This window comes from Alcanivorax sp. DP30 (assembly GCF_009882945.1).
Lineage (GTDB): Bacteria > Pseudomonadota > Gammaproteobacteria > Pseudomonadales > Alcanivoracaceae > Alcanivorax.
On record NZ_WTUY01000005.1, the window covers coordinates 252,211 to 264,615 of the forward strand.

The 12,405-nt window shown below is 58.6% G+C and carries 12 protein-coding genes; 3 read left to right on the top strand and 9 right to left on the bottom strand.

Annotated elements, in window-relative coordinates:
- Nucleotides 1-83: 83 nt before the first annotated feature.
- From purH to dsbD, 9 genes are all read right to left on the bottom strand, one after another.
- The gene (purH, locus tag GQF00_RS12070; RefSeq protein ID WP_161319415.1) at nt 84-1,652 is read right to left on the bottom strand and encodes a bifunctional phosphoribosylaminoimidazolecarboxamide formyltransferase/IMP cyclohydrolase; all 1,569 of its coding nucleotides are present in this window, start codon (nt 1,650-1,652) and stop codon (nt 84-86) included.
- A gap of 94 nt (nt 1,653-1,746) precedes the next feature.
- Nucleotides 1,747-2,031, bottom strand: coding sequence for a DNA-binding transcriptional regulator Fis (fis, locus tag GQF00_RS12075; protein WP_022984641.1), 285 nt, complete (start codon nt 2,029-2,031; stop codon nt 1,747-1,749).
- A gap of 44 nt (nt 2,032-2,075) precedes the next feature.
- On the bottom strand, nt 2,076-3,116 hold the full coding sequence (gene dusB / locus GQF00_RS12080) for a tRNA dihydrouridine synthase DusB (RefSeq protein ID WP_161319416.1): 1,041 nt from the start codon (nt 3,114-3,116) through the stop codon (nt 2,076-2,078).
- 175 nt (nt 3,117-3,291) lie between these two features.
- Nucleotides 3,292-4,503 (bottom strand): zinc-ribbon and DUF3426 domain-containing protein, encoded by a 1,212-nt coding sequence (locus GQF00_RS12085; protein WP_161319417.1) that lies wholly within the window; start codon nt 4,501-4,503, stop codon nt 3,292-3,294.
- 145 nt (nt 4,504-4,648) lie between these two features.
- Nucleotides 4,649-5,530, bottom strand: coding sequence for a 50S ribosomal protein L11 methyltransferase (prmA, locus tag GQF00_RS12090; protein ID WP_161319418.1), 882 nt, complete (start codon nt 5,528-5,530; stop codon nt 4,649-4,651).
- A 269-nt stretch (nt 5,531-5,799) separates the two neighbouring features.
- Complete coding sequence (accC, locus tag GQF00_RS12095) at nt 5,800-7,146, bottom strand: acetyl-CoA carboxylase biotin carboxylase subunit (protein WP_161319419.1); 1,347 nt, start codon at nt 7,144-7,146, stop codon at nt 5,800-5,802.
- 14 nt (nt 7,147-7,160) lie between these two features.
- Nucleotides 7,161-7,613 carry an acetyl-CoA carboxylase biotin carboxyl carrier protein gene (accB, locus tag GQF00_RS12100; RefSeq protein WP_161319420.1) on the bottom strand — a complete coding sequence of 151 codons (453 nt, stop codon included), beginning with the start codon at nt 7,611-7,613 and terminating at the stop codon, nt 7,161-7,163.
- Between the two features lie 5 nt (nt 7,614-7,618).
- Nucleotides 7,619-8,074 carry a type II 3-dehydroquinate dehydratase gene (gene aroQ, locus GQF00_RS12105; protein ID WP_161319421.1) on the bottom strand — a complete coding sequence of 152 codons (456 nt, stop codon included), beginning with the start codon at nt 8,072-8,074 and terminating at the stop codon, nt 7,619-7,621.
- 366 nt (nt 8,075-8,440) lie between these two features.
- The gene (dsbD, locus tag GQF00_RS12110; protein ID WP_161319422.1) at nt 8,441-10,300 is read right to left on the bottom strand and encodes a protein-disulfide reductase DsbD; all 1,860 of its coding nucleotides are present in this window, start codon (nt 10,298-10,300) and stop codon (nt 8,441-8,443) included.
- Nucleotides 10,301-10,451: 151 nt separating this feature from the next.
- Here dsbD and GQF00_RS12115 point away from each other — a divergent pair, with 151 nt between their 5' ends.
- Genes GQF00_RS12115 through GQF00_RS12125 form a run of 3 tightly spaced genes read left to right on the top strand, consistent with a single transcriptional unit; the run spans nt 10,452 to nt 12,401 of the window.
- The gene (locus GQF00_RS12115) at nt 10,452-10,898 is read left to right on the top strand and encodes a TlpA disulfide reductase family protein (protein WP_161319423.1); all 447 of its coding nucleotides are present in this window, start codon (nt 10,452-10,454) and stop codon (nt 10,896-10,898) included.
- Nucleotides 10,895-11,122 (top strand): DUF4266 domain-containing protein, encoded by a 228-nt coding sequence (locus GQF00_RS12120; protein ID WP_161319424.1) that lies wholly within the window; start codon nt 10,895-10,897, stop codon nt 11,120-11,122. The genes GQF00_RS12115 and GQF00_RS12120 overlap by 4 nt, the downstream gene beginning before the upstream one ends.
- 10 nt (nt 11,123-11,132) lie before the next feature.
- Nucleotides 11,133-12,401: a DUF3570 domain-containing protein gene (locus tag GQF00_RS12125; RefSeq protein WP_237440508.1), complete on the top strand. Its 1,269-nt coding sequence runs from the start codon at nt 11,133-11,135 to the stop codon at nt 12,399-12,401.
- Nucleotides 12,402-12,405 lie beyond the last annotated feature (4 nt).

Consider the following 12,405-nt stretch of genomic DNA (forward strand, 5'->3'; position numbering starts at 1 on the left):
AGACGGGTCAGAGGTCGGACGTCGGACGTCGGACGCTAACCCGGGTTTTGTCGTCAGACGTCCGACCTCAGACGTCCGACGTCTTAATGCCTGAAATGACGCATGCCGGTGAAGACCATGGCCATGCCGGCTTCGTCGGCGGCGGCGATGACTTCTTCGTCGCGGATGGAACCACCGGGCTGGATCACACAGCTGATGCCCACCTTGGCGGCATTGTCGATGCCGTCGCGGAACGGGAAGAAGGCGTCGGAGGCCATCACCGAGCCTTCCACCTGCAGACCGGCATGCTCGGCCTTGATGGCGGCAATACGGGCAGAGTTCACGCGGCTCATCTGGCCGGCGCCCACGCCCACGGTCTGACGATTTTTGGCATAGACAATGGCGTTGGATTTCACGAACTTGGCCACTTTCCAGGCGAAGATCAGGTCGTGCATCTCGGCTTCGGTGGGGGCGCGCTTGGTCACTACCTTCAGGTCGCCTTCGGTGATCATGCCGATGTCACGGTCCTGCACCAGCAGGCCGCCGTTGACGCGCTTGTAGTCCAGGCCGCCTTCGGTCGGCCCTTCGATATCGCCACATACCAGCACGCGCACGTTTTTCTTGGCGGCGGTGATGGCCAGGGCTTCGTCAGTGGCGCTGGGGGCGATGATCACTTCCACGAATTGACGATCCACGATGGCTTGGGCGGTGGCTGCATCCAGCTCGCGGTTGAAGGCGATGATGCCGCCAAAGGCGGATTCGGTATCGGTTTCGAAGGCCAGGTCGTAGGCTTTGCCGATGCCGTCCAGGCTTACGGCCACGCCACAGGGGTTGGCGTGCTTGACGATGACACAGGCGGGCTTGGTAAAGCCTTTCACGCACTCCAGAGCGGCGTCGGTGTCGGCAATGTTGTTGTAGCTCAGTTCCTTGCCCTGCAGCTGCTTCGCGGTGGCGATGGAGGCGGGGGCCGGGTTGCGCTCGGTGTAGAAGGCCGCTTTCTGGTGCGGGTTCTCGCCGTAGCGCATGTTCTGGGTTTTTTCGAAGTTCAGGTTGATGGTGCGCGGGAAGTCGTCATTGTTCTCGCCCACCTTCTTGCCGAAGTAGTTGGCAATGGCGCTGTCGTAGGCCGCGGTGTGCTCGAAGGCCTTGATGGCCAGGTCGAAGCGCAGGGTGTCGGAGAGGGCGCCGCCGTTGGCGTCCATGTCATCCAGTACACGCTGGTAATCCCCGGCGGCGGTGACGATGCCCACGTGGGCATTGTTCTTCGCTGCAGAGCGCACCATGGTGGGGCCGCCGATATCTATGTTCTCGATGGCGTCCTCCAGGGAGCAATCCGGGTTGGCCACGGTGGCTTCGAACGGGTACAGGTTCACCACCACCAGGTCGATGCGGCTGATGGCGTTATCGGCCATCACCTGATCGTCCTGGCCGCGACGACCAAGGATACCGCCGTGCACTTTCGGGTGCAGGGTTTTCACCCGGCCATCCATCATTTCCGGGAAACCGGTGTAGTCGGAGACTTCACGCACCGCGATGCCGGCCTCCTGCAGTTTCTTGAAGGTACCGCCAGTGGACAGCAGTTCCACGCCCTTGTCGGCCAGGGCCTGGGCAAATTCAACGATACCAGTCTTGTCGGAAACACTGATCAGTGCACGTTCAACGGCGTTGCTCATGGGATTTCACCAAGTTGCGTAGTCTTAAGTAAATCGAGGTCCAGAAACAAAAAAAGGGCAGTGTGGTCACTGCCCTTGATGTAGCAGGTCTGTATTACAGCAGACCGTACTGCTTGAGTTTCTTGCGCAGGGTACCGCGGTTCAGGCCCAGCAGCTCGGCGGCTTTGGTCTGGTTGCCACGGGTGTATTCCAGCACTTTTTCAAGCAGCGGAATTTCCATCTCCGCCAGTACCATCTGGTACAGCTCGCTGACCGGCTCGCCGTCCAGCTGGTTGAAATAATCGTTTAACGAACGGCGCACACAATTACGCAGGGTGTCGTGGGTTTCACTCCGCGCAATAGTGAGATGCGGCTGCTTTCGTGCTTCTGCGGTGTTCATTTCAGTAAGTGTCCGTGCAGCGGCTGTGTTAACTGAAGAAAGGGTCATGCGGCCAAGGCTCCGTTTTTCTTCCGGGCAGACACTTCGCCATAGCGACCGAAGCGAACCCGGTCGGTATTGGCGTTGATCTGTTGGAAAAACTGCTCGATCGCCACGCGTTGGTCGGTGGCATTTTCCAGTGTGTTAAATCCACGCCGGAAGTCTTCCCCACCGGGCAGGTTCTGTGTGTACCAACCCAGATGTTTGCGCGCGATACGTAACCCCATGAACTCACCGTAAAACTGGTGAAGTTCAGCAAGGTGCTGTTGCACGCAATCATGGACTTCCGTTACTAACGGCGCTGCAGGCAGCGAGCCGTGCTCGAGGTAATGCAGGGTGTCCCGGAAGATCCACGGGTTACCCTGTGCAGCGCGGCCGATCATGATACCACCGGCTCCGGTGGATTCCAGTACCAGTTTGGCTTTTTCCGGGCTATCCACGTCACCGTTAGCCATGATCGGAATATTCACGGCCTTCACAACCTCGGCGATGGTGGCGTATTCCGCCTCACCGTTGAACTTGTCGGCGCGGGTGCGGCCGTGGATGGCCAGCGCCTGGATCCCGGCGGCTTCGGCGATTTTGGCAATGTTGATGGCATTGCGATGTTCGCGGTCAGGACCGGTACGGATCTTCAGGGTGACGGGGACATCAACGGCCGAGACCACGGCATCGAGAATGCGGGCGACCAGGTCTTCGTCGGCCAACAGGGCGGAGCCGGCGGCGCGTTTACACACCTTCTTGGCAGGACATCCCATGTTGATGTCGATGATCTGGGCGCCGTGCTCCACATTGGCGCGTGCGGCCTCGGCGAGCATCTGCGGTTCACCGCCGGCAATCTGCACCGAGATCGGGCCGGGCTCGCCGCTATGATCGAGACGTTGGCGTGACTTTCGAGAGTTCCACAGACGGGTGTCTGAGGTCACCATCTCGGAGACCAGCAGACCCGCACCCAGGTCACGGCAAAGGCGCCGGAACGGCCGATCGGTGACGCCGGCCATGGGGGCCAGGATCAACGAGTTGGGCAGTGTGTAGGGTCCGATCTGCATGATCACGAGAGGGTAGCTGGTTAAAAAGGGAGCTAATGATAGAGATCGGGACAGGGGGATGAAAGGGCAGAGCGGGACTTTTCGCCCCCGTCCGTCAGCTGGGCTCCGATCGTGCCGGGGAAGGCGTGGTCTTGATGCCTTGCCCGGCCCATCATCCTTTTTGACGTCAGGCGTCTTATCGTTGGCTGATCTGGTCCGGGTTTTTCAGGCTGGGCAGCAGGCGCAGGTTGTAATTGACGGCACTGTCGCCGGGGTCAACGATTTCCAGAGAAACGTGCAGGGGGGTGTTGGTCGGCATGCTGTCCATGCCTTTGAGATCTCCCTGCAGGTACTCTTCAGGTTTGAAGCGGCGGCTGGCAACGGCTTTGCCGTCCAGAGCGCTAAAGCGCAGCTCCAGATCAGGAAATGGCTGGGGATAGCGGGCTTCATTGAACAGGATGGCGTCCACGATCAGGGCGTTGCTGTATTCCGGGTGGCTTCGCACCACCAGGTTGGCGCCGCGCAGCTTGCTGATGTCGCTGCGGCTGGGCAATTTGCAGCCCAGAGCCTCGCAAGCCTGCTGGTAGGCCGGACGCCACTGGGGGCTGCGGGCCAGATGATCGAAGTTGAACCAGGCATATTGCCCAACCAGAATGATGGCCGCGAAGGCGGAGAGCAGGGTCCACTTGACCAGTCCCTGCCAGTCATAGCTTGGCTTGAAAGCCAGGTCCCGTTCCCTGACCGGCTTCGAGGGGAAGGCCACGGGTTCGTCGTTGAGGTCATCGCCAAACAGGTCAAGCCCGCCAAACAGGGAATCGCTTTCGGGTTCGGGGGCCGGTTTGCTGGCTGTGCGCTGCGCAGGTGCGGGCGTTGCCGATTGTGATGAAGGTTGCTGTTCGTCCTGGGGTGCAAAGTTGGCTCGGGGCGGGGTTGCGGGTTCCTGTGTTTCGGGCTCGTCCTCATCCTCAAGTTCATTCAGCAAGGCTTCCGCCCAGGATTCATCGGCGCCTTCGTTATGGGTGGAGCGGCCTGCGCCAGCCATGTCGGAAAAGTCTTCACCCAGCCCCTCTTCGCTGCTCCCTTCTTCCAGATTCATGAAGGAATCGCTGAGCTCCATGCCTTCCATGCTCAGGTTGTCAGCATCCGGTTCCGGCTCTTCTTCAAGCCGGGGCTTGCTGTCCCTGGGAGTCGGGGGCGGGGTGGTGGCGTTAGTGTCCAGGGCGCCGGCCCAGCGGTCCGCAGAGGTGTTGGTGTCTGCGGCTGGCGGGTCTACCAGGTGATCCGTGGCCTGAAAGATCTGCAGGCAAGAGCCACAACGCACGGCGCCGTTGGCTTGCTTGAGATGTTCTTCAGTGATCTTGAACTGTGCTGCACAGTGGGGGCAGCGCGTCTTGAACTGGGTGGCCATGAAGATCGCCTGGTTGTTATTGGTTAAACCCGCTACATGTGGTGTGCACCACGCTTCCCGCACCCCTTGACGCGATCAGGTATGTAGCTGACTGGTGTTCTTTTTACAGAAAAAACGGCTTTTGCCGCAAGGACCTGGGCCGCATTTATCCATCCCGGCGTACGCCATCGATTCTTACCCAGTCTCCCTTCCGGGTGGTGGGGGTGAGGTCGAACCAGGGCTGGTAGGCTTCACGGACAGACTCGGCCTGCTCGGCCAGAATGCCGGAAAGTGCCAGGCGACTGCCCGGACGGCAGTAACTGGCCAGCAACCCGGACAGCTCTACCAGTGGGCCAGCCAGAATATTGGCTACCAGCACATCGCACTGAAAGGGTTGCGGCATGTCTTCGGGTAGATACAGGCTCAGGTGTTCAGCAACGCCGTTGTTGCCGGCATTGTCTTTGCTGGCAATCAGGGCCTGGGGGTCAATGTCGGTACCAATGGCCTTATCGGCACCCAGCAGCAGGGCGGCAATGGCCAGCACCCCGGAGCCGCAGCCGAAATCCAGTACGGTCTGGCCGCTCAGGTCGCTGCCATCCAGCCATTCCAGACAAAGGGCAGTGGTCTCATGGGTGCCAGTACCGAAGGCGAGGCCAGGATCAAGCTTGAGATTGATGCCCTGGGTGTCCGGGGCGTCGGTCCAGCTGGGCACGATCCATAATCGTTCGCCAAACTGCATCGGCGCGAAGTCGTCCATCCAGGCCCGTTCCCAGGCCTGATCTTCCAGCATTTCATGATGCATGGCGTCGGCGTTGAGTCCCTGCAGCTCCAGGGCCGCCTTGATCAGCGCCGGGTCGTGGTCAGCATCAAACAGGGCGGTGACCACGGTGTTTTGCCACAGCGGGCGCGTTCCTGGTGGTGGCTCGAAAACAGGCTGGTCAGCACCATCGGTAAGACTGACCGCGCAGGCACCCAGATTTTCCAGGGCTGCCTGAAAGGCATCCGCATGTTGTTCGGTGGTGGCAAGATGGAGTTGCAGCCAGGCCATTTTCACTTCGCTCAAGTTAATAATTAATAGTGAATAGTTAATAGCTGCGCGGGAGGGGCTTGATTAGCTCAAACTCCGAGCGCCGCGCACGCACTTTTGGTGCAATTTGGCAGGAATGATAACAGCTAAGACGTGCTGGATGGTTATGGGGGGCTTTTATTGGTGTTAAAAGCACGAAGCCGCGCACAGAGTCTGTGTGCGGCTTCGGTGATGGGGGAATAGCAACCAGCAATAATCGCGAGCTATTAATTATTAACTATTAATTGCTTCTAGTTCGACCCCAGCTTCTTCTCCAGATGGTGAATATCCACCCCGCCTTCCAGGAACGCCTTGTCCTTGAAGATTTTGCCGCGGTGCAGGTCCACATTGGTCTTGATGCCTTCCACGACAATTTCGTCCAGGGCATTGCGCATGCGTGCCAGGGCAATGTCGCGTGTCTCTCCCCAGGTGATCAGCTTGCCGATCAGGGAGTCGTAGTAGGGAGGTACGGTGTAGCCACTGTAGATGTGGGAATCCACGCGGATGCCGTTGCCGCCGGGGGCGTGGAAGTAGGTGACTTTGCCCGGAGACGGGGTAAAGCGTACCGGATCTTCGGCATTCACCCGCACTTCAATGGCGTGGCCCTGGAACTTCACATCGGATTGCTGGATCTGGAGGCCTTCGCCACCGGCAATACGCAGCTGCTCTTTGACGATATCCACCCCGGTGATCATCTCGGTAACCGGATGCTCAACCTGTACCCGGGTGTTCATCTCGATGAAGTAGAACCCTTCATTTTCGTAGAGAAACTCGAAGGTGCCGGCGCCGCGGTAGTTGATCTCCTTACACGCATTGACGCAGCGCATGGCGACTTCGTCTTTCAGATGCTGGGGGATCATCGGAGCAGGGGCTTCTTCCACGACTTTCTGGTGACGGCGTTGGAGGGAGCAGTCGCGGTCGCCCAGATGGATGGCGTGACCGGCGCCGTCGGCCAGCACCTGCACTTCCACGTGACGCGGCTTTTGCAGGAACTTTTCCATGTACACAGTGGAATCGCCAAAGGCGTTCTTGGCTTCGGAGCGGGTCAGGGTGATGGCGTTGAGCAGGGTGCGCTCTTCTTCCACGACGCGCATGCCACGCCCGCCGCCGCCGGCGGCGGCCTTGATAATGACCGGATAGCCGATTTCACGGGCCATCTTCAGGGCAGCTTCGTCATCATCACCCACCGGGCCGTTGGAGCCGGGCACGGTAGGAACGCCCGCCTTTTTCATGGCTTCAATGGCGGCAACCTTGTTGCCCATCAGGCGGATGGTTTCTGCCTTGGGGCCGATGAAGGTGAAGCCGGAACGCTCAACGCTCTCAGCAAAATCAGCGTTCTCGGCCAGGAAACCGTAACCCGGATGGATGGCGTCTGCATCGGTGACTTCGGCAGCGCTGATGATCGCCGGGATGTTCAGGTAAGAGTCCACTGAGGGGGCGGGGCCGATACATACGGCTTCGTCAGCCAGACGAACGTGCATCAGGTCCCGGTCAGCCTTGGAGTAGACGGCTACCGTTCGGATGCCCAGTTCCTTGCAGGCGCGCAGGATACGCAGGGCAATTTCGCCACGGTTGGCAATGACAACCTTTTCCAGCATGAGAGGTGCCTCCCTTAAACGATGGAGAAGAGAGGCTGATCAAACTCAACCGGTTCGCCGTCTTCAACGAGGATGGCATCAATGGTGCCGGACTTGTCCGCTTCAATCTGGTTCATCATCTTCATGGCTTCAACGATGCACAGGACATCGCCGGCCTGAACCTTCTTGCCCACTTCGGCAAACATCGGGGCACCCGGTGCCGGGGAGCGATAGAAGGTGCCTACCATGGGAGAGCGAACCATGTGACCGCTGGGGGCTTCGGCGGCAGCAGGGGCTGCGGGTTCGGCGGGCGCGGCCGGTGCAGGTGCCGGTGCTGCCTGCGGCGCAGCAACATACTGGGTCGGGGCGGCTGCCTGGCGGCTGCCACGACTGATGCGTACAGATTCTTCGCCTTCGCAGATTTCCAGCTCTTCAATGCCGGACTCTTCCAGCAGCTCAATCAGTTTCTTGATCTTGCGAATATCCATGTCTGTTAACCATCCAGTTGTTCGGGGGGCAGTTGTTCAAGCGCAGCGGTCAATGCCAGTCGGTAGCCAATGGCGCCGAGGCCGCAGATCACGCCGCTCGCGATATCGGAAAAATAGGAGTGGTGGCGAAACGTTTCCCTGGCGTGCACGTTGGACAGGTGCACTTCGATAAAGGGAATCGCCACGGCCAGCAGGGCATCACGCAGGGCCACGCTCGTGTGGGTGAATGCTGCCGGGTTGATCACAATAAAGTCGATGCCTTCGGTGCGGGCATCGTGGATCCGCTCAATCAGCTCGTACTCCGCGTTGCTTTGCAGGTGTTGCAGGTGGTGGCCGGCCTGGCTGGCCTGATCCTGCAGTTGCTGATTAATGTCGGCCAGGGTGGTGTGCCCATACTTCTCCGGCTCGCGGGTGCCGAGCAGGTTCAGATTGGGGCCATGTAAGACCAGTATAGAGGCCAAAACGGGTCTCCCTGGGGAAAATTGTCGTTATTTGTCGTGAACGTGCAAGAAAAACACGGTTATGCCGATGCTTTCTCGCACTCATGCAATACTAGGGGGAAAAGATGACAGAGAAAAGGGCTTTACAACATTCGTTACAAGTTGCCGGAAGATGCCGGTCAATCGGTACTGTTTCACGTTTTTTGTTTAGGGCGCAAGCTTCAAGCTGCAAGGCGCGGGATGGGGTGGTGTGGGCTGGCAGGCTGTGCCCGCGGAAGTAGAGTTGAAAGTTCAACGTTTAAAGTTGAAAGGGAAAAGCAGCGGCATCGTGTCGGGTTGGCCTTTCGCAACTCGTAACTCGAAACTCGCTGCTGTCTTTCCAGGGGCTTACAGGTGCGGCGCGACCTTGGCGTTGAGATGCTGGATGAAGCGGTCCGGGCCCATTTCACCCAGTACCCGGGCGTTGGGGACTTCATTACTGGTCGTGTCGAAGAAAACCAGTGCCGGCAGGCCGAGGATGTTGTAGTGCTCCATGATGGCCTGGCTGTCGGCGTTGATCTCGGTGATGTCCACCCGATAGAGGTCGAAGCCGGTCATTTCCGTCAGTACAGCCTCGTTGCTCAGCGTTTCTTCTTCCAGCACCCTGCAGGCCACACACCATTCAGCAAAGAAATCCACCAGCACTGGTTTGTCGGCCCGGCGGGAGGCAGCGAGAGCCTGCTCCAGGGAGGCCTTGCCAATGAGGGTCTGCCAGGGACCATGATCTTGAGGCGCCGTGTTGTTGGTCTGGTTAACCACCTGCGGTTGCTGGGTCAGCGGCTGGAGCGGCTGTAGTGGATCGCTGCCGCCGCTCAGGGCGCCGACAATCATGACCGAACCGTAGAGCGCCAGCACCAGCGCCAGACCACGTTTGAGGCGGGCGAGTCCTTCGCCGGCCGCTTCCAGCGCGCCCAGCTGAACGCCATAGACGGCAAACAGCAAGCCATAGAGTCCCAGAGCGATGGTGTCGTCAATGATGCGACTCAGCAGCCAGATAGCCACGCCAAGCATGACTACGCCGAAGAACCTTTTAATCTCCTCCATCCACATACCGGCTCGGGGCAGCAGACTGCCGCCACCAGTGCCGACGATGATCAGCGGAATACCCATGCCAATGGACAGGGCAAACAGTGAGGCGGCACCGGTGGCGGCGTCCCCGCTGGCGGCCACATAGATCAAGGCGCCGGCAAGAATCGGGGTAACGCAGGGCGATACCACCAGTGCAGAGATGGCACCCATGATCGCGGCACCAATCAGGCTGCCACGTTTTTCCTCGCCGGGTTGATGCAGTTTGTCGCGCAGGAAATGAGGCAGCTGAAGTTCGTACAGGCCGAACATGGACAGCGCCAGCACGACAAAAATGACCGCTGAGGTAATGATGGCGGCGGGTTGCTGAAGCAGAAACTGCAGATTGAGTCCGGCGCCGAACAGGGCGACCAGCAAGCCGGCCAGGGTGTAGGGCACAGCCATGCCCAGCACATAGGCGCTGCTGAGTACAAAGCCACGGCTGGCGCTGGGGTTTTCCTCACCGGCAATGATGCCGGACAGGATCGGCACCATGGGAAACACGCAGGGGGTAAAGGCCAGCAACAGGCCGCCAACGAAGAAAAGTCCGATGATCAGGCCGATGGACTGATTTTCCATCCACTGGTTGAAGGCGTTGGCGTCTTCGGATTGCAGGGTGTCGAGAAATCCATTGCCGTTACTGACGGGGCTGGCCGCGCTCGCGGCTGGCGACTTTTTTGTCGGCTGTGGACTGCTGAATTCAAAGGTCTTTTTGGTGGGCGGGTAACAGAGGGTGTCTTCAATGCAGCCCTGGTAGCGTACTTCCAGGACGGTATCCACCAACGGCACGCTTTTGACCGGTAGTGTCACTCCCACACGATGAAAGTAGACGATCACGTCGCCGAAGATCTCGTCGGTCTTGGCCTTGCCTTCCGGCAGGGTAAGGTCTTTGAAGTCGTCCAGTACGTTGCCGTTGGTGTCCTTCAGGGTAAAGCCAAAGCGGTGCTGATAAAGGTAAACGTCATCAATTAGCTCAAAATCCAGCAGCAGCTGCTGGTTGTCCCAATCGGCGTCGGTCACCAGCTGGATAGCTTCATCCACGGTAGGCAGCGGTTCCTCGCCAAAAAAATCCTGTGCCATGGTTGCGGACCATGCCAGCAGTAGTGCTAGTGCGAGCCCCAGTCGTTGCCAGGTTGTATGCATTACCTTCTCCTCAGTCCCCGAACGCATCAAAAAGCGGCACCGCTTTGATGCCTGTATGGCGGATAAGTTTCAGGGCCGATTATTAACTGTGCCTTAAGGTTGCTTTAAGGCATCCGTAGGAAGCTGTGTTCTCTATTACAAGGAGAACCTCATGCGCTTTCTTCGGGTGCTTGTCCTGCTGGCCATCCCCTGGCTGGCCCACGCTGAGCCGCTACCATTTTCCCAAGAGGCGGTGGCAGAAGCAAAAGTGATTTATGTGGACTTTTGGGCCAGCTGGTGCGGCCCTTGTCGTCGTTCCTTTCCCTGGCTGAATCATATGCAAGCCAAATACGGGGACAAAGGCTTCACCGTTATTGGTGTCAACGTGGACCCAGACCGTGAAGACGCCCAGATGTTCCTGGACAGGTACCCCGCTACCTTCCCCCTGGTATATGACCCGGAAGGGGAGCTGGCTAACCGTTATGCCCTTCAGGGTATGCCCAGTTCGATTCTATTGGGGGCCGATGGGGAGGAATTGTCACGGCATATCGGCTTTTCCGAGAAGCACAGGGATGACTACGAGCAGGAAATTGTTCGATTACTGGAGGCGAAACAATGAAAAGTCTAATCAGTCTTTTGGGCGTGATGACAGTCTTGGGCGCCCTTGCCGGCTGCCAGAATCTGGGGGTACAGCCCTGGGAGCGCGATTTGCTGGCCAAACCGGTGATGACACCGGGGGCGGCAGACGGGCTCGACGATGCGCTGGATGACCATATCTATTTCAGCAAGGAAGCGTCCAGTGGCGGGCGCGGTTTTGGCGGCGGCGGCTGCGGCTGCAACTGAGGGACGAACCATGAAAAAAATGTTAGACGGAAAGAAGATTGGTGCGGGCCTGGCAGCGGCAACGTGTTCCCTGCTGGGGCAACCAGCCATGGCTCAGGATAGCACCGATGCGTGGCAATTTGATTCTGCCGTGCTGTATTACAGTGAGCAGGACAGGGTGACGGCAGTGGAGCCCGTGGTTCGTGCCAAAAAGCAGTTCCAGGACGAGAGTGAACTGGAAATGAAATTGACCCTGGATACACTTACCGGGGCCTCTCATAACGGCGCCATCACTTCTGACAAACCGCAGACCTTTACTTCTCCTTCCGGGAACAGTTCCTATCAAGTGACCAATGAGGTTCCCCTGGATGATGCCTTCAAGGACACCCGGGTAGCCGCCAACATGCAATATACCCGTCCGTTCACCCGCAACCTGCGCTGGACCGGCGGTCTCAACTTTTCCAATGAGTATGACTTTACCTCCCTGGGGCTGAATGCCGGTCTGTTGTGGGACCTGAACAACAAGAACACCACGCTGACGTTTGGGGTGGCCCATGAGGCGGACACCATTGACCCGGTGGGTGGTTCGCCGGTCGGGCTGACGTTCCAGAGTGACGAGGACAAGACCGATGGCAGTGAAGACAAGTCGATCAATGACTTTCTGATCGGCATGACGCAGGTGATCAACCGCCGCTGGATCATGCAGTTGAACTACAACCTGTCCGTATCAGATGGGTATCACACCGACCCGTACAAGATTGTCACGGTGGTGGATGCCAACGGCGATCCGCTGGAAGCGGAAAGTTTCGGCGCCAACGATATTGGTGCCGGCGACGCACAGGTTTTCGAGTTGCGACCGGATTCGCGGACCAAGAATGCCTTGTACTGGGAGAACCGTTATCACTTCAACCGGGATGTGCTGGCGGTGGGCTATCGCTTCATGTCCGATGACTGGGGTATCACGTCCCATACCCTGGATGTGAAGTACCGTTTCCAGTTCGATAACGGCTGGTACCTGCAGCCCCATGTGCGCTGGTACGATCAGAGCGAGGCAGACTTCTATAAGGAATCCATTACGGCTTCCGAGCTGACATCACTGCAGAACAGCCAGGGCGAAGTTTCGGCGGATTACCGTTTGGGTAACCTCACGGATACCACCTATGGGTTCAAGGTCGGCAAGGAGTGGGCCAACAACCAGCAGCTGAGCCTGCGGGTGGAGAGCTTCACCCAGAGTGGCGACAGCGATGCCTCGGAACTGGATGCACTCATCACTCAGGTCGGGTATACCTTCTACTGGTAACCGA